10 protein-coding genes and 1 tRNA gene are annotated in these 16,729 nt (G+C 63.5%); 6 read left to right on the forward strand and 5 right to left on the reverse strand.

Going from position 1 to position 16,729, the window contains the following annotated elements:
* Positions 1-3 precede the first annotated feature (3 nt).
* The 3 genes from LB525_RS23515 (at position 4) to LB525_RS23525 (ending at position 2,192) form a co-directional block, all read left to right on the forward strand.
* Positions 4-684 (forward strand): phosphoglycolate phosphatase, encoded by a 681-nt coding sequence (locus tag LB525_RS23515; RefSeq protein WP_224547956.1) that lies wholly within the window; start codon positions 4-6, stop codon positions 682-684.
* A gap of 126 nt (positions 685-810) precedes the next feature.
* A tRNA-Val gene (locus LB525_RS23520) sits at positions 811-885 on the forward strand.
* 65 nt (positions 886-950) lie between these two features.
* Positions 951-2,192, forward strand: coding sequence for an acyltransferase family protein (locus LB525_RS23525; RefSeq protein ID WP_224547669.1), 1,242 nt, complete (start codon positions 951-953; stop codon positions 2,190-2,192).
* Positions 2,193-2,262: 70 nt separating this feature from the next.
* On the opposite strand, the gene LB525_RS23530 is transcribed toward LB525_RS23525, so the two are convergent.
* The 3 genes from LB525_RS23530 to LB525_RS23540 form a co-directional block, all read right to left on the reverse strand.
* A complete protein-coding gene (locus LB525_RS23530; protein ID WP_224510045.1) occupies positions 2,263-2,433 on the reverse strand; it encodes a hypothetical protein in 171 nt (56 codons plus the stop codon).
* A 135-nt stretch (positions 2,434-2,568) separates the two neighbouring features.
* Positions 2,569-4,092 (reverse strand): MBL fold metallo-hydrolase, encoded by a 1,524-nt coding sequence (locus LB525_RS23535; RefSeq protein ID WP_224547681.1) that lies wholly within the window; start codon positions 4,090-4,092, stop codon positions 2,569-2,571.
* Positions 4,085-7,759, reverse strand: coding sequence for a S8 family serine peptidase (locus LB525_RS23540; protein WP_224547683.1), 3,675 nt, complete (start codon positions 7,757-7,759; stop codon positions 4,085-4,087). Before LB525_RS23540 ends, LB525_RS23535 begins: the two co-directional genes overlap by 8 nt.
* A 575-nt stretch (positions 7,760-8,334) precedes the next feature.
* Here LB525_RS23540 and LB525_RS23545 point away from each other — a divergent pair.
* Complete coding sequence (locus LB525_RS23545) at positions 8,335-9,018, forward strand: Crp/Fnr family transcriptional regulator (RefSeq protein WP_140843458.1); 684 nt, start codon at positions 8,335-8,337, stop codon at positions 9,016-9,018.
* Positions 9,019-9,118: 100 nt separating this feature from the next.
* Here the strand turns inward: LB525_RS23545 and LB525_RS23550 are convergent, their stop codons facing one another.
* Positions 9,119-13,345, reverse strand: a complete 4,227-nt coding sequence (locus tag LB525_RS23550; RefSeq protein WP_224547694.1) for a cytochrome P450 — start codon at positions 13,343-13,345, stop codon at positions 9,119-9,121.
* Between the two features lie 117 nt (positions 13,346-13,462).
* Positions 13,463-15,244, reverse strand: a complete 1,782-nt coding sequence (locus LB525_RS23555) for an adenylate/guanylate cyclase domain-containing protein (protein ID WP_224547696.1) — start codon at positions 15,242-15,244, stop codon at positions 13,463-13,465.
* 402 nt (positions 15,245-15,646) lie between these two features.
* Between LB525_RS23555 and LB525_RS23560 the strand changes: the two genes are divergently transcribed.
* Together LB525_RS23560 and LB525_RS23565 are read left to right on the forward strand one after the other, a co-directional pair.
* Complete coding sequence (locus LB525_RS23560; RefSeq protein WP_224547698.1) at positions 15,647-15,904, forward strand: PepSY domain-containing protein; 258 nt, start codon at positions 15,647-15,649, stop codon at positions 15,902-15,904.
* 286 nt (positions 15,905-16,190) lie between these two features.
* A complete protein-coding gene (locus LB525_RS23565; protein WP_411971044.1) occupies positions 16,191-16,670 on the forward strand; it encodes a hypothetical protein in 480 nt (159 codons plus the stop codon).
* The last annotated feature ends 59 nt before the right edge of the window (positions 16,671-16,729 follow it).

Here is a 16,729-nt window from a genome sequence, read left to right on the forward strand (position 1 = left end):
CCCATGACCCGCCCGATCATCGTCTTCGACCTGGATGGAACGCTGATCGACACCGCGCCCGACCTGCTCGACAGCCTCAACCACAGCCTGGCGGCGAGCGACCTCGCCGCTGTCGACGAAGCCGGCTTCAGACGCTTCGTCGGCCATGGCGGCCGCGTGATGATCGAACGCGCGCATGCCGCGCAGAACAAGGCGCTGGTGGCGGAGGAGCACGACCGGCTGCTGAAGCTGTTCCTCGACCATTACACGCTGAACATTCCCGGCAAGTCGCGCCCCTACCCCGGCGTCGTCGCCGCACTCGACCGTTTCCAGGCCGCCGGCTATCTGATGGCGGTCTGCACCAACAAATACGAAGCCAATTCCGCGACGCTGATCGGCGCGCTGGGCTTGTCGAACTACTTTGCCGCGATTTGCGGCCAGGACACTTTCGCCTTCCGCAAACCCGATCCGCGCCATCTCACCGAGACAATCAGGCTGGCCGGCGGCGATGCGGAGAACGCCTTGATGATCGGCGATTCGCAGACCGACATCGACACCGCCAAGGCAGCTGGCATTCCGGTGGTCGCGGTCGATTTTGGCTACACCGACCGCCACGTGCGCGAATTCGAGCCAACTCTGGTGATCTCGCATTTCGACACGCTGACGCCGCAACTGGCCGAGCGGTTGATCGCGGCGGCACGCTGAGCGCGCTCGGATTGGGACGGTTGAGAAACCGGAAACCGATCCGCGCGATAAGCTTGGCACATCGCCTTGACTTCGCGCGCTCGCCTACCTTATATCGCGGCTCGCTTCGGCCTTCGGGCCACAGGCGGGCGATTAGCTCAGCGGGAGAGCACACCCTTCACACGGGTGGGGTCGCAGGTTCAATCCCTGCATCGCCCACCATTTCCCTTGGTTTTCCACAGTTCTTATGACGACCTCCGCGCAAATGCGCCTAGGGAATGGAGCTTATGCGGCTCGAATTGGGCACAGTCGGTTTCGGGGGATGCCGCCCGGTGCCGTCCGAGCGCATCAAGAGGAGATTGCGGGGAAACGTCAGCGACATGGGGGATATCGCTATCTCGCGCCGTGAATTCGTATCTGGCCTCGAAGCAGCTCGCGGCGTCGCCGCGCTGATGGTCGCGCTCTTTCATTGCGGTCAGGCGACATATTATGATGCGACGCGGCAAGCGGTCTCTTTGGTGCAGGGCTCGTATCGAAGCCAAAGCTACCTTGATGCGGCTTTCCGCATCGCCGGGAACGGCCACGGCGCCGTCGTATTTTTCTTTGTCCTGAGCGGCTTCGTTCTCATGATGATGCTCAGTCGGCAGACGGATGACCTCAAGGCCAGCGCCGGCCCATTTTTCATAGGACGTGTTCTGCGCATCTACCCTGCCATCTTTTCAACCATCGCGATCTTCGTCGGACTGTTTCTGCTGACCGGCATGTCGCTTGGGCCGGCCGAGGTCTATACGACCAGGAATGTGATGGCCAATGCGCTGTTGCTACGTACCGACATCAACGGCGTGATGTGGTCGCTCCAAACCGAAATGATCGCGGCCCCACTGATTTTTTTGCTCTATTGGTCCTGGCGGCGATGGGGCGCTGTCGCTCTGGTTCTGCCCGCCCTCATCTTGCTCGGCCTGTCATTCAGCGGGCAGTGGTCTGGAACGCCCGGAAAGGGCGTTTCGTTAGGGAACCTCTACTCGTTCGTGTCCGGAATGATCGCTTGTGCCTATGGAAGGAAGATAGTCGCTCGCCTTGCTCGTCCGGCCCTGTCGCTCGCCCTCGCGGTCGCCGGGTTCGCACTCTCGCGCCCCTTGCTTGGATGGTGGTCCAACTGGTCCGTGATTTTCGAGACGGCTTTCGCGGGTTTTATCTCGGCGTTGATCGCCTATGGCGTTCCGTTGCGGAAAGGTCGTCTGATGGCTGTGGCCAGGTATTTCGGCCGCATCTCTTTCAGCTTCTACTTGTTGCACCCATTGGTGCTGATCGCTCTTTGGAACATGCCTGAGCTACTCGCAAAGGCCGTCAATGCAGGAGTTTCTCCCATCACACTGGCACTCGCCTCGTTTGCCTTTTCGGTCCTCGTCATCACTCCGCTGGCTCACATGCAGCATACGGCAGTCGAACGTCCAGGCGTTCGATTGGGCCACGCAATGGCATGGCGCCTCCGCTCGAAGCTTCAGCCCGCCGCCGTCCAGCGTGGGTGAACACAGAAGGTCTCAGATTCAATCCACGCACCGTCTATTCGACCTGCTTGGATGGCCCGACAACCGGATTCTAGATCAGCCCTCGCCTCACATTCATGCGCGTCACGGCGGTCACCAGAACGGCGCCGGTCATAAAATAGAGCGTGGCGATGATGTGGCCTTGATGGAAATGCAGCCCGGCAAACAGCAGGGCCGTGACCACGGCAAGGAAGGCGATGACGCGCGAGAATTGATCGGGCATGGGGCGACCTTGTGCAATGTGTTGAGTGGCCGCCCTCATTCAGCCGCTCGCTCCATAAATCGGTTTTCGATTTTTCGCAATCGGCTTTGAGGCCGGACTGATCGGCGCCTGCCGCGCGGCGGCGTTCCGGTGGTCCTAAACCAGATCCACTTCCACCCACAGTCCGCCCGGCCCGCGTGCCGCATCGCGTGGCGCGCTGCGCACCGCCTGGACCGAGCCGGACGGCGCGGCAAAAGCCGGCTTTCCGTTCTTGTCCGCCAGCCATGGATCATCGGCGCGGATGACGCGGCCCTTGGTCTTTGTCTCGAGCGCGGTCAGGACGCCGTCATAGGGCATCTCGCCCCAGTGCACTTTCACCGCGTCGACCTTGTTGGTGGGGATAAAGGCCGACAGGTCGCTGCTCATCAGCAGATCGAAACCCTGTTTCTGCGGCGTGGCGTTCTGGCTGCCGTGATGCGCGACCTTGAGATAGACGGTGCGCGCCAGAAGATCGGCCGATGTGACGGTGCCCTGCCCGACCGGCCATTTCAGGTCCTTCCAGCTCAGCCAGTTGCCGATCTGGGCGTCGCCCGGGAACAGCAGCACCCGGCCGCTGTCGATGAACTCGAAGGCAAGCACCAGGCTGGTGTTGTTGACGCCGCGGTCGAGCTGCAAGGCCAGGTCGGCGGCGATCCCCATCCAGTCGGCGTCGATGCGCCGCCAGGACTGGTCGCGGTCTTCCATGGATGCCGCGGCCGAGACCGGCCCAGAATAATGCTTGCGCACATAGGCGGCGATGTCGATGGCCGGATCGCTGCCCTTGTCGCCGGCGAGCGCCGCGGAGAGCGGCGTGCCGACATTGCGCTCGAACGGACTGAGCTCGTCGACGTAACCGGCATCGGCCGCCTCGTTGATCTTGAGGCCGCTCGTCAGCGCCCGCGCGTACGGACCGCCGCTGGCCAGCGGAAACATCTCGCTCGCCTTTTCCTCGAGGCGAAGCGCCGCCTTGTCGCGCGGCGGACCGAGCACATAGACGCGCAGGTTTGGCAATGCGTCGATCGTCACAGGCGGCCCGCCAGGCTCGAAATAGGTCGGCGACGGTTTTTGCGACAGTTTTGCCGCCGCGTCGCGGGCCGAGCGCACCCGCTCGCCTGCGGCGCCGAACTGGAAGCCGAGCACCGATTGCAGGCCGTCGCGGATGCCGGCCATGTAAGAACTGAGCCCCTGCATCCCGTCGAGCTTCTGGCCCACGCCTTGCAAGGCCGCCAGCGCCTGGCCCTTGAACTTGTCGAGCTCCGCGGCCTCCGCGTCGGCAGGATTTTCGGTCCAGGCCATCCAGACGTCGCCGACGACAAAATCCTTGAAAAGGTCCTTGGCGGTCAGGAAGCCGGAAACATGATCCCAGTGTTCGTGCGTGACGACGAGGATGTCGATCTTGCCGCCGGTCTCCTTCTTGAGGTCGGCGACGATGTCGGAGACCAGCGCCGAGCCACTCTTGATCGAGACATGAATGCCGCAATCGATGAGAATGCGGAACGGTTTACCGTCCGGCTTCTTGAACGTCAGCAAGTGGCAGTCGCCGATGCCCTGGCAGTAATGCCTGACGGTGATGCCCGATGCCGGCGTCGCCGCGGGAGCCGATTTTGCCGGCCTTGTTCTTGCCGCCGGTTTTCTAGACATGGTCGTCGTCTCCGTCGCTGGCATGCAACAACGCAAAAGGCTCCGATACTTCGCCGCCGAAATAGAGCGCTCGCAGCGGCGAGAGATAGTTGGCCGCCATCGTCCCGGCCTGACGCTTCTGCCGGTCCGCGCTGCCGGTGTTCTTGATGATCGAGTAGCGGATTTCCTCGAAGCGCTCGCGCGGATCAATGATGATCGTGGCGCCGCCGCGGAACCAGAAGAAGCCTTCGCCCTTGGCCATGCCTTGCGGCATCGCCGTGCCGTCCAGCGCAACCGGAATGCGCTGCTGGATCACGGCCACCACCTCGACGCGGAACGAGCCGTCCGGCTCGACGCGTCGCGTCGGGCGCACGCTGTAGATGTCGAAGGTCGTCTCGCCTTTCTTCGGCGGGTGCATGACCGTGCCGTCGTCATTGTAGCGCGGCAGATCGGGCAGCAGGCCGAACTGCTTGTAGAGGTCCGGATCGGAGGCGAAGGCCTTGTGCATCGCCTTCCACAGCGCATAACGGTTCTTGTCGTTGAGCGCGAAGATCTCGGCCCGCTTCAATTTCTGGTTCCAGCCGAGGTCGATCTTGCCGAGCAGGCCTTTCAGCCAGACCGGCGACGGATCCTCCGGCGCGCTCCAGGCGAGCGTCTCCTCCGAGATGGTGCGAACGTCGCGCGGCAACAGCTTCCACTTGCGGAACGATTCCAGGAAGGCGAGGCGATAGTGCAGCGGATCGTCCGGGTAGGCGTCGCGGTCGGCGGTGATCAGCGCGCGCAGATATTCGCCGAAAGTGATGTCGACGGAAGGGCAATAGTCGAGCGCGCGGATGCACATCGTCAGCATCTGCGTGGCGGTCTTGGCAACCTCGTCGGTGAGGCGCTCGACCAGGCTCGGATGCAAGGTGCCCGCCGGCAGGATGCCGGAGCCGCCAGTGGCAAGCTGGATCAGGTCGTCCGTCCGCCGGTCGGCGATGGCCAGAAAAGCCTGGTAGACAGCGAAAACCAGGATCGAGCCTCGGTCATGCGCCTCGAAGGTTTTGTCGTAGTCGAGCTCGGCCATGCCGGCGCCGCCATATTCACGCAATGGCCCGGCCCTGCCGCTGCCTTCGCCGAACTGCTTGGCGATGCCCGAGAGCAGCGAAGCGGCCGACAATTCGCCCCTCGCCTTGCCGATCTCGAAGCCGACGAGCTCCTTCAACGTAAAATGCTGGAACAGCGCGACGATGTCTGCGAAGGCCTCGTGGAAGGCCGGCACATCCGGGTTGGACGCTTCCTGGAAGCGACGATGCAGCCCGTCGAGCAGCGCATGCGACATCTCATGCGCGACGATGTCGCTGGACAAGCACGAGAACACCGTCGTTCCGGGCGTGGTGACATCGCCCTGATTGCTGGTCGCCGGGAAATAGCCGAACAGCAGCGCCTTCTTTTCCGGGCTGTAATAGGCATTCTCGGCGCGCAACGCATGCGGATAAATGCGCAGGCGCGGCACGTAATGCGCCTTCACCGTCATATCGCCGGTGCGGCCGGGAGCCGCTGCGTAATGCGGCGCCCACAACGCCCGACGGCCGAGAGCGCGCTCGAAATGGCCGATCGTGGTCATGGCCACCGCGTAGACCATCTGCTGGTGGAATTTCGGATTGCCCTCCGAAGGCGGCAGGCCGTCCTGCGCCAGCAGCACCTTGTCGTTGAGGTCGACCGGATCGTAGACGCGGTCGGACGCGGGGTCGACATCGACCACCTCGAGATATTCGCCGATCGGACCGGGCAGCAACGGCCTGTCGGTCGCAGGCTCGTCGTCCCACGGCACCGAAAGCGTCGCCTGGTAGACCGAAACCGAATCCAGCCGTTTCGCCACCGACGGGTCGAGCGCGTAGATGCGCAGGCGCCGTTGCGGCGGCGGCAGCGGCCGCGGCTTGCGCCTAATGGCCGGTGCCGGGCCCATGACTGGCGCCGGAACCGCTACGCTGGCGCCTGGCCGGCCCAGCCATCCTTCCAGAAAGGCCTTCAACGGCTTCGACGGATTGCCCTGGTCGAGCGCCGCCTCCAGGTAGCGGTTGCGCGCCGCGGCCGAAACCTTGTCCGGATCGCCATCCGGGTCGGCGATCGCCTGGTCGACTGCCGCCGTGGTTTGCGCCATCTGCATCAGTTCCAGCGCGAACATCGTTCGCTGCCGAAGCGTCGCCGGTGGTGGCGCCGCCAACGAATTCCCTCCGGTCAAAAGGTCCAGCCAGCTCCACGTATAGGTGGCTCGAGCGAGCTTGGTCAGGCTGTTTGCCGCCGGCGGAGGGAAGCCCAGCGCATCGAAGGCCCGCAAGACGCCCTGCCCGATCTTCTCCTTCGTCTCCGCCGCATTCATCTTGGCCGTCGATTTCAGGGCTTTCGCGAACAAGGCCTTGCGTACGGCTTCGACACGCATCCAGGGCTGAGGGTAATTCTTCACCACGTCCCAGTGCTCGGCGAGCCAGAGAGCGGCCGCGGCCGCGACCTGCGGGGTCGCGGCGGAGGTGCCGCTGCCGTCCATATCGACCACCTTGCGACAATCGATCTCGGCCCAGGGCACGTTCGGCGTGTAGGCGCCAAGCGCCGTATCCATCTTCGAAGGCGGCCCGTAATTGCCCTGCATGGTGCCGAAGGAGAGTCCGGCATAGGCGCGCCCGTCGCCCATCACGCCGCAGGCCGCAAGCACCCGATTGTAGCGCGCGGGATAGACGATGCTGCGCGGCGTGATGGTGAAATTGTTGCCGGCCGCCGTGACCATGACCACACCGTGGTCGTAAGCAAGGTTGACGGCGTCGACCAGCGCCTGCGAGGCGAGGCCGCCCATGCTCATCGACAACACCTGCGCTCCCTGCTTGCGCGCATAGTCGATGCCTTGCACCATGGTGCCGGTGGTCAGCCGCACCACCCAGTCGGCGATGCGCACCGGCAGGATTTTCGCCAGTGGCGCACCGCCGACGAAATCGTTGAAGCCCGGCCAGTGCGGCGAGGAGCCGTCGAGCTTGTTGCCGGCAAGCAGGCTGAGCGTGCCGGTTCCATGGCCGCGATTGCTGGTCAGCGTGCCGGCCGGAGCGTGGTCGGTCGCGTTGTTCGGACCCGTCCCGTCGTCGACGAAATTGCGCTGCTGCGCTGTAAGAAGCGCGGCGGGAATGGTCTGATGGCCCGGATCGAAACCGGTATCGAGATGGGCGATGGTGATGTTGGCCTGCTTGGCGCCTACCTTCTCGCGCGCCGCCGCGAACTGGCTGAAGTCCGGCGCGGCATTCCAGGCGATGCGCCCCGCGACCACCGCCTGTCCGCCCTGCGGGTCCTGATCGTCGAATGCACAGACCGGAGCTGCGCTTGCCGCCATGCCGCGATCGCCGCCGCTGTCCTTATAATCCCACTGCTGCACGATATCGGGCTCGATTGCGAGCACCTCGGCTCCCGCGGCCGCCAGCGCCGGGTTCCGGGCGACAAGATCGTGGGCATGGTCCCAGGGGTTGTCTGTATCGGCGGCGTCCGTGGCCAACCGCAACCAGGTGGCGCCGCGACCCCCGGCCGCGGCCATGCCGGCACTTGCGTCGGCAGGCAGAGAGAGGATCGGCTCGGCTTCGATGCCGCCAATCCGGGGCGGCCCGCCTCGGACCGAGAGCCCCGCGCCGTCGCCGCGAACCTTTACAAGGAGTCCCTTCGCGGCTGCCATGGCCTGCCCCTCCCCAAAATGAACCATGAGGCCGACCGTCACCTGTAGTCAAGACAAGGTTCCAGCCATACTTCGGTTGATCTATTTGCCGACTAGGCAATCATGCAGGTTGCAAAGCAAAGACCATACACTTCTAAAATAACCATCGGTCCGCCAGATGCGTATATCTGTGAGCGCCTTCACATACGCCGAACAGGGCTTGCGCTCAGATGTTGCAACGGCGGCATCGACGGCCTGAGCTGACTATGGCGTCCGAAGCTGCTGCCGGACTGCGATATGGATGCGGTTCTCGAGGAGAAATTTCGATCACCTAGCCATTTTCAGGTTTGCCGTCTGCGCGCATGGGCACCTCCCACCCAAGCGCGCGGATGGCGTTCCAAGATCGGCCCGCAACCGCCAGTGCGCCCGGTCTCCTTACAGTTTGCCGGCTTATCCGATTTCGGCGTGTGACGCGTGACCTGGAACGTCTGTCCGCCACCCGCCGATTTCGGTCAGCCATCACAGAAGGAGACGACGCTTTGATCGAGCACGCACTTATCCTACAATTTCCGTCTAACGAGAGGCGGAATCGTATCATGGCTACAAATGGCGCGGACGACAGGAACCTGCCGCGCCTGGCGCGCATCGACCCGCGCCACTTCGATCTGTTGTTCGGCGGCTGCAAGCTTGAGCGCTATGCCGCCGGCCAGCATTTATTCGTCCAGGAGGACGCTTCCGACCGCATCTACGGCGTGATGAGCGGAACCGTCGAGATTTCGATCTATTCGCCCGGTGGGCAAAAACTGGTGGCCAATATCGAGCTGTCGCGCAGCCTCGTGGGCGAGATCGGAGCCCTGGATGGGCGCCCGCGCACGGCGACCGCCATCTGCCTTACGGCATGCGAGCTGGTTTCTCTGAGCCGGACACAACTCTTCGACCGCATTGAGAAAAACCCGTCTCTGGCCCGCGCGATGATCGAATTGCTGTGCACGCGGCTGCGCTGGGTCAGCGGCGAGCTGGGCGACCAGGCCTTTTTCGGTATCGAGGCCAGGCTGGCAAAGCGGCTGGTGTTCCTGAGCGGCGTAATGGCAGACGCTGCCGGTTGGATTCCGATTTCGCAGTCGGAGCTCGGCGAATTCCTCGGCGCTACGCGCGAATCCGTCAACAAGACGCTGAACGACTGGCGCAGCCGGCACATGATCGCCATCAAGCGCGGCGGCCTGCGCATCACCAACGCCGCCGCGCTGAACCAGATCGCCGAATCGCAGGACGACGACTGAGCAGGCTCGACGCCTTTGCCGTAGCCCGCGCGGCGCCTTCGCCATTGCTCCGCTGGTTCGTCGCTTTCGAGAAACGACGAACTGCTTTCAGCGCACCCGGTCAGAGCCGCGAGATCAGATAGCGCAGCGCCGACCGGCTCGGCATGAAGAAATAGCCGCCGCCTTTCGTGGTGACGAACTGCGGCACATCCTTGAGCACCGTGACCTTTTCCCAGGATGGGATCGAGAACCGGCCGCCGCCGCCCCGCGCGCCGATCGTCGGATCGGTCTCGCCGACAAGACCCTGGAACGAGTTCGACGAGACCCAGGTTTGCTGGATGAATTCGTACTGACGCTCGATATCGGCATTGAGGCACATGAACAGGAGGCCCTTCTCGGTCTTCCCGCCCTTGCCCTTCTTCTCATAGGTGCGGCCGACGCGCAGGATGCGGTGGCGCTTGCCGATCCTGATCTGCGTCTCGCGGTCCTCGCCGAGCGAATCGCGTGGGTTGGACCGGCGTATGTGGGAGCCGAGCGGACAGGCATGCCCCTGCGGATCCTCGGCGCCCAGCGCGAAATCATTGTCGATGCCACGGCCCGGGCGTCCGTTCGGATTGCGCACCAGCGAACTGCCGTCCTGCCAGCGACCGAGCATCTTTGCCGCCACCCAATGCGGTGTGATGGCGGCGTCGCCAGTCTCGTATGCTGCCTGCGTCGCGGCCTTCCTGCAATAATCGTCGAACAGTTCGACATGTTGCTCGAACTGGCGCAGGACGAGGAAGGTGCCGTTGCGGCCGAAATCGCGCGGCGGAGGCGGCTGCCCCGGTATCTGACGGTTGCGCCGCACCTGCGACAGGATGCCGGTTCGGTCCAGCGCCGCGTCCACCGACGGCGAAGCCGGGTAGAAGCCGTGCTCGTCGCGGTAGCCGAACAGGAACTCGCCCGGTGCCAGCAAATGCATCGGCGCGGCTCCTTTGGCGGCGCGCGACGTGCCCCGAACGATCGGTTGCGAGATGCCGTCGACGAAGCCGAAATGCTCGACGGCCCGCTTGCCGTCGCGCCGAACCATCAGCGGCAGTTCGGCGGCCACGGACATCCCCGCGCCTGTCGTCTGTCGCTTCATGACCGCGATCTCCGCCTTCAATGCGGCCGGCGTCCCGGCATAGCAGACGATGACGACGTCGGCGGGATTGGCGGGCGATCCCCACTGCCATTTGTCCGGGGCGTCGGGACCGGTGTCGTTGAGGATGCGGCTGCGCTCGGGCGTTCCCATGCCTTGGCGAAAAGCGACAGGAAACGTGTCCAGCGGCTCGTCGTCGACTCCGCCCTCGAGCCCCAGCCGGCGCAGGCCGTTGGGGCCGAACGCCACCGTCATGGCGCGGCCGGCCGGCACGCCGTCGCCGAAGCTGGTTTTTTCGGTCACGAAGTTGAGCCACGCCTTGCGCTTCGCCGCCGACAAACCGTCAGGCACCTCGATCGCAAGCATATGCGCATAGCCGAGCGCACCGAACGGCCCGAAGAAGATCGACTGGATTTCCCCGGATTCCAGTTCTTCGAGCGGCGCGGACGCCGGTCCAGCCAGGCTGGTCGCGTCTGCCGGCCGCGCTTGCGGCCGCGGAAGCGAACCGAACAGGCTCAGCCAGTCGCGCGCCTCGTTGCCGGTGGCCGACGCGATACCGCGCCTGATCCTGGAGTTGATGCGGATGCGCGTGGTGTTGAGATGCGGATAGGCGCTGTACCAAAACAGCGTCGGCACCTGCTGGCGCCGCGCCCAGCGTTTGAAACGATCGCCGTCGCGCGCGCCGTCGAGGAACAGCCAGCGCGTGCGCGGATAGCCTTCGGTGTTGCTCCACACGCCGGTCAGGCCGGCCGAAGCCTTGGCGATGAAATCCTCCAGATAACTCTCCCAGCTGCCACCGTAATTGGAGAAGAACACCAGCCTGTCGGTGCCGGGCAGCAGCACCCAGCGGGCGAAATGAATGGTGTTAATGGTGGCGAGGAAACCAGGCCTGAAGACTTTCTGCGCCGATATCGAGATCAGGTAGAAGGCGAGCCTTAGCGCCAGCCGCCGCAAGATGCCCGGCTTCATCGTCGAGATCGCCGTCAAATTGTTCTGCGCGCAGTGGTCCTCATTGGCGAGGATCTTTTCGAGCGCGCCGATATCGACCGGCGTGTTCGCCGGCCGGTCCTTGTCTTCGAGCCGCCGCAACGCCAGGAAGCAAAGGCCCACGAACAGAGCCAGAATAGCCAGCAGACCGAGCACCGTCAGCAGAAGCGCGGCGCCGGCGATAGCGATATTGGCGAAGGTGACGCCATGCGGGTTCCCGAACACGAGCACATAAGTCATGCGCCAAAAGGCGAGAACGACGATCGCGACGGTGGCGAACATCGCCGGCGTCAAAAGCGTCGTTGTCAGCGCGCGCGACCAGTGGCCGGGCGGCCTTTCCAGCAGGCTTTCGGCTGGCTCGAACGCCCAGCCGAATTGCCCGAGGCAGCGGACATGCCGGCGCGCCTCGGCCAGCACGTCCATCGCGTTGCCGGCGCCCACGCGCGGCTTTTCGGCGATCTCGCGCACGCTGTCGGCGAGCTTGGCCTCGGCAAGGATGCGGCGTACGGAATGGCCGGGCGTGCCGGAAAAAACCAGCCCCGCGGCGCTGCCGAAGGAGGGCGATATCTCGATGTGGTTCTTCTTCAGGAAGTCCTCCAGCGAGCCGCCATCTGGCAGGCCGCAGACATCCCTGAAGATCGGCCGCAGCCGATACCCGATCGATTGCGCAATGGCGGCAATGACGTCGTCGGTGCTGCCGTCGCCGGAGATTTCGAACACCAGCGCGCCGGTCTCGACCCCCGTCTTCTTGTCCCTGCCTGTGGGAGCGACGGCCAGGCTGGTGAAATGTATGGTGGCGACCTTGTCGAGTGCGGCGCTGATCTCGCCAATCGCGGGATTGCCTAGGTCGGCGACCTTGTCGCGCACCGCATCGAGCGGCGTGGGGCGGGTGATCGGGCAGACAACCGTCACCATCGACTGGTCGGCGGTGCGGCAAAGCGGCGGGCGCTCGAAATCGACCTTGAGGCTTGCCGGATAGGCGCCGACATTGACCATCTTGCCGGCCCTGCCCCGCGCGCGGGCGAGCTTCGGTTTGCTGAACAGCGCGCGGATGCATTCGCCGATCTGGATGCGGGCGATCTCGGCGCCGATGCACAGATGGATGCCGTAACCGAAAACCATGTAGTCGCGATGCGGGCGCGACGTATCGAACTCGTTCGGCCGCTGCACGATCTCCGGATCGAACATTGCTGAAAGCGTCGCCGGCATGACCACCGTTCCGGCCTTGACCAGGCGCTCGCGGCGCGTGCCCTTGCCGATGACCGCGTCACGCCTGGTATAGCGCCACGGCCCGATCCAGATCGGCTTGAAGCGCATGGCTTCCATGATCGCCCGGTCGAGCTTGTCGGTGTCGCCGGCCGCGATGGCCTCATCCACAGCCTGCCGCGCATCGGATCGCGACAGGATCACATCCAGGCAATTGCTGCCGGCAAGCACGTTCGTCGGCACAAAGCCTGCGACCATGCCGAGCATGATGGAATGAATGTCGGGCAACGACAGGCGCCCTTGGTCCATCAGCGCGACGAGACGGGCAAGCGGCCGGTCGTCTTTGCCCGCTCTCTCCCTGACCGCGGCGATCGATCGGTTTATGACCTTGATCAGCCGATCGCCTCCGACCACGGCAAGCTGGCGCGTGGTGGGACTTGCCGTCGGATCGGAAAAGAACAGCGCGCTGAGCGCGATCGACCAGTCGGCGAACTCGGTTTCGTCGTCGATCTCGAGGCCGAAATAGTCGCGGCAGATGCGAACCGGCACGATCTTCATCAATCCGGCGATGGCATCGAAGCCGGGGCTGGCGCGGGTCATGATATCCTGCGAATGGCGCTCGGCGATCGGCCTGACGGCGGCTTCGACCTCCGCCGGCGGGAACGCGCTCAGCACCGCCGATTTCATCTGCCGGTACGCGGCGCCGTCCTGCATGCCGAGAATGAAATTCGAGCCCCGGGCGAGTTCGGCCATTTCCGGCCCGTAAGGCGTTTCGAACTCGTCGCCCCGCTCCAATATGTCGCGAACATCCGCGCCCTTGGTGACGAGCAAGAAATTGCCGAAGCCGAGATTCGGCCAGAAACGGCGCAGCAGCGCCAGCAGCCAGCGCGGATCGCTGAGAAGAAAGCCGGCGATGCGGGAAGCAAAGCCGCTCTTGGAACGCAGCCGGTTGATGTCGAACGGTGGCATTTCGGCGAGCGGACGCTGGCTCTTCTGAGCGGCGCGGACGGCGGCGAAGTACTTCAAAGTGATCATCGCGTTCAAGCCCCCCGGCTATCCACGTCAATACGATGCCGGCATTGTCTGGCCTAGGTTTGCATCGGTCCGGCGTATGTGAATTCGTTCACAGTCATTTGTTGTCGGCCCCGGCGATCATGCGGCAGACTTGGCCTGATCGAAATTGCCGATCAGGAAATTGTTCTTGGCTGGGTCCACGAATGGTATCCAGCGTATCCTCTGCTCGGAAAAATCGGGGTGCCTGGTCATGAAAATCGCGAGTTCATGCGCCGCCTCGTCGCGCCGACCGCTTCTCATCAGGGCGCCTATCTTCAGGAATCTTGCGTAGAAGTAACCTGGCGACAGGTTGAGCGAGCGCTCGGCGGTGGCGATCGCGGCCTGCCAGTCCTCGACGAAGCAATAGGCCGCGGCCAGTTCCCCCAGATTATGGAAGCGATAGAGGTCGAACGGGCTCAATCGGTCAGTGTCGAGGAAGAAGGGGATCGCGCTGGTCGCATCGCCAAGCAAAAGGTGTGCGCTGCCCATGGCCGAGCGGGCGAAGGCGAAGCTCGGATTGATGTGGATCGCTTCGGCAAGATGCTCGGCCGCCAATGCCGGCTGGCCGCGCATGATGTCGGCTGCGCCGAGATAGGCATGCGGACGCGCATCGAGGCTGTCCATCAGCAGCGCCTTGCGCGCAAGCGTCTCGACTTTCTCCAGATCGTCGCTGTCGCCGAAGCGCAGCCATGCCCTCCAGAAATACCACCATGCGAGCTCGTTGAGCACGGCGCTCGAATTCGGATCTTCCTGGTAGGCCTTGTCGAAGAAGTCGAGCGCGATTTCGGTATCGCGACGTGTCCGCCTGTTCATGTGCCAGCGGCCGCGCCTGACCAGTTGCCAGGTCTCGAGGCTTTCCCACGGCACCTGGAACGTGCGCGCCTGCTCGGCGCGGTCGACCTCCTTGTCGAGGATGGAAACGATCTCGCTGCCGATCTGGTCGCGCAGGCTGAAGATATCGACGAGATCGCGGTCGAAACGTTGCGACCAGACCAGGCGCCCGTTCGAGGTATCGGTGAGCGACGTATTGAGGCGGATCTGCCTGTTGGAGCGCGCCAACGTGCCGCTGACGATGTAGCGGGCACCCAGCGCGTTGCCGATGAGCCTTGTGCCGAGGCTGTCGTCCCGAAACTGGAAACTCGAGCCCTTGGCGATGACCGAAAGCCAGCGCGTGTTGGAAAGACCGTAGATGATGTCCTCGGCGATACCGTCGGCCATGTAGCCGACATCGGGTTCGCTTCCGTTGCCCTGGAACGGCAGCACGGCGATTGCCGGCGGGCCCTTGGCGATCGGCCTGGAATGACCGGGCGTGGCGGGAATGGAAGCGAAGGAAGCCGTCGCGGCAGGGCCGTTGCCGCCGCGACCGGCGATCAGGACCCGCACCGGCAGGGCGATGTTCTTCAGGCTGAACTCGCCGAGATCGGTGAAGACGGCCGCCGTCTTGTCCTTCACGTGATGCCACGTCGTCGCCGAGATGGCGACGCCGTCATGCGGCGCGAATTCCTGAAGCCTGGCCGCGATATTTACGTCGTCGCCGTAGAGACGGCCCTCCCGGACGATGACGTCGCCGGTGTTTATCCCGGCGCGAAAAGGCATGCGCATGTCCTCGGCGACAGCGGCATTCAGCGCCACGATCCGGGCCTGGAAATCGAAGGCTGCCCGCAAGGCTTCGATTGGATTGCCGAATTCGGCCATGATGCTGTCGCCGGCATCGCCGAACGTGCGCCCGCCAAATGCTCCGCAACTGTCGGCGATGATGTCGCGCCTTTCCTCGAAGGCGGCAACAGCCAACTCGTCGTCGATGCCCATAAGCCTCGAGAATCCTACGGCGTCGATTGAAATGATTGTCGCAAGCTGACGGGTATAATTCCGTTCAGCCATGATTGAGCCCCCAGTCCCGCTGCAGTCCAGAACGGGCGACCTGCGCTCAAAGAAACGCGTCGCCGGCTGCCGACGGAAATCCTCGGCAGGCCCGGCGCACTGTTGCCACCCTCTTATGACCAGAATTCTATCAGGGTCTTGCCGAAAGCTCTACCACGAACAGCTAATATGGCGAATTCACCCTCCGGCGCATGGTTAGTGGTTCATTACTCAGGAGACACATCCAAAGTGGAACCTTACCAATTGAAGTTCTTACATTTTCTCCGCCAGGCAATATTGACCGGCTCCTGCGGCCGCATCGAGGCATGCGCCGCAAAAGTCAGTTATTGCGGCGCTGCGGAACCAACCTGCCTGCGCGCGAGTTTCTGACGGCACTGACGCCGACGAGATTTGAGGGCTCTCATGCGCAATGTTGTTTCAGCAACCGGTATCGCTTTCCTGCTTATCAGTGGACAAGCCTTTGCGGCGGACGACCAGCCACTGCCGTCGCAAAATGCCAAGAAGCTCTCGGAGATCGTCGCCAAGGTCGAGCACCGCACAGACTTCCGCTATGTGAAGGAAGTCGAATGGGATAGCGACGGCTACACCATCACCTACTACACGACGGACAAGGCCAAGGTCCAAATCACCTACGATCCCGTGACCGGCGAACCCAAATAGGCCGCGTCCGCCTGCGGCCATTCCGCCAAGCCTACTAGGGGCAAATGGACCCCTGCCCGATCCCCGGCATTGTGCGTTAGAGCATTATCCCGACAAGTGGGAACCGGTTTTCAGAGAAGATCGTCTCCAACAAGAGTTCGATCGGATGGCGATTCAACGAAACGTCATCCTGACCTAGCGCCTGAACGCTCCTGTGCCGCGTTCCAACGCGACGGACCGCCCTTGCATCGTCACAGCTTTGGTGGCTGACTGCCCGCCATGATTGCGGGCACGGGGGCGCATGGCAATGATTGGCTACGTCCTGAAGCGCATCCTGATGGTGCTTGTCGGCTATCTGATCGCGGTGCTTGTCGGGTTGATAGCCGTGGTGGTGATCTACGCGATATTGAGTTCGCTGCCCAATGCTCCGGGTTATTTCGAGCTTATGGCGTTCACGCCGGTCGCCGCGCTGGTGGTGCCGCCGCTCGGCATGTTCATCTACTTTCTGACGATCATCCTGACGGGTATGCAGACGCTGGTCTTTGCAATGATCGCCGAGTTCTTTTCGCTGCGGAGCTTCTGGCTGCATATGCTGTTCGGCGCCGCTGCCGCGGCAGCCGGTTTCATGCTGATCTGGCCGGACGCCGCCAATGATCCGGAACGCTGGGCGGACATGGGCATCATCGCCGGCGGCGGCCTCGTGGCCGGCCTGATCTATTCGCTGATCGCCGGGCGCAACGCCGGATTGCGCCGGCCGTTGATCAAAGCAATTCCAGGAAAAGTGTGAAGCGGTCAGGGCTCGGCGGCTTCGCGGTAACCTTCCATCCGGAATTGCTTGGAGTAAAA

It is taken from the genome of Mesorhizobium sp. CA16 (genome assembly GCF_020165175.1).
Classification (GTDB): domain Bacteria; phylum Pseudomonadota; class Alphaproteobacteria; order Rhizobiales; family Rhizobiaceae; genus Mesorhizobium.

Excerpts from the sequence above, each read along its gene's own strand:
- LB525_RS23525 (WP_224547669.1), top strand. The coding sequence starts at position 951 with ATGCGGCTCGAATTGGGCACAGTCGGTTTCGGGGGATGCCGCCCGGTG.
- LB525_RS23550 (WP_224547694.1), bottom strand. The coding sequence starts at position 13,345 with ATGATCACTTTGAAGTACTTCGCCGCCGTCCGCGCCGCTCAGAAGAGC.
- LB525_RS23560 (WP_224547698.1), top strand. The coding sequence starts at position 15,647 with ATGCGCAATGTTGTTTCAGCAACCGGTATCGCTTTCCTGCTTATCAGT.
- LB525_RS23540 (WP_224547683.1), bottom strand. The coding sequence starts at position 7,759 with ATGGCAGCCGCGAAGGGACTCCTTGTAAAGGTTCGCGGCGACGGCGCG.
- LB525_RS23555 (WP_224547696.1), bottom strand. The coding sequence starts at position 15,244 with ATGGCTGAACGGAATTATACCCGTCAGCTTGCGACAATCATTTCAATC.
- LB525_RS23535 (WP_224547681.1), bottom strand. The coding sequence starts at position 4,092 with ATGTCTAGAAAACCGGCGGCAAGAACAAGGCCGGCAAAATCGGCTCCC.
- LB525_RS23530 (WP_224510045.1), bottom strand. The coding sequence starts at position 2,433 with ATGCCCGATCAATTCTCGCGCGTCATCGCCTTCCTTGCCGTGGTCACG.
- LB525_RS23515 (WP_224547956.1), top strand. The coding sequence starts at position 4 with ATGACCCGCCCGATCATCGTCTTCGACCTGGATGGAACGCTGATCGAC.
- LB525_RS23545 (WP_140843458.1), top strand. The coding sequence starts at position 8,335 with ATGGCTACAAATGGCGCGGACGACAGGAACCTGCCGCGCCTGGCGCGC.
- LB525_RS23565 (WP_411971044.1), top strand. The coding sequence starts at position 16,191 with ATGATTGGCTACGTCCTGAAGCGCATCCTGATGGTGCTTGTCGGCTAT.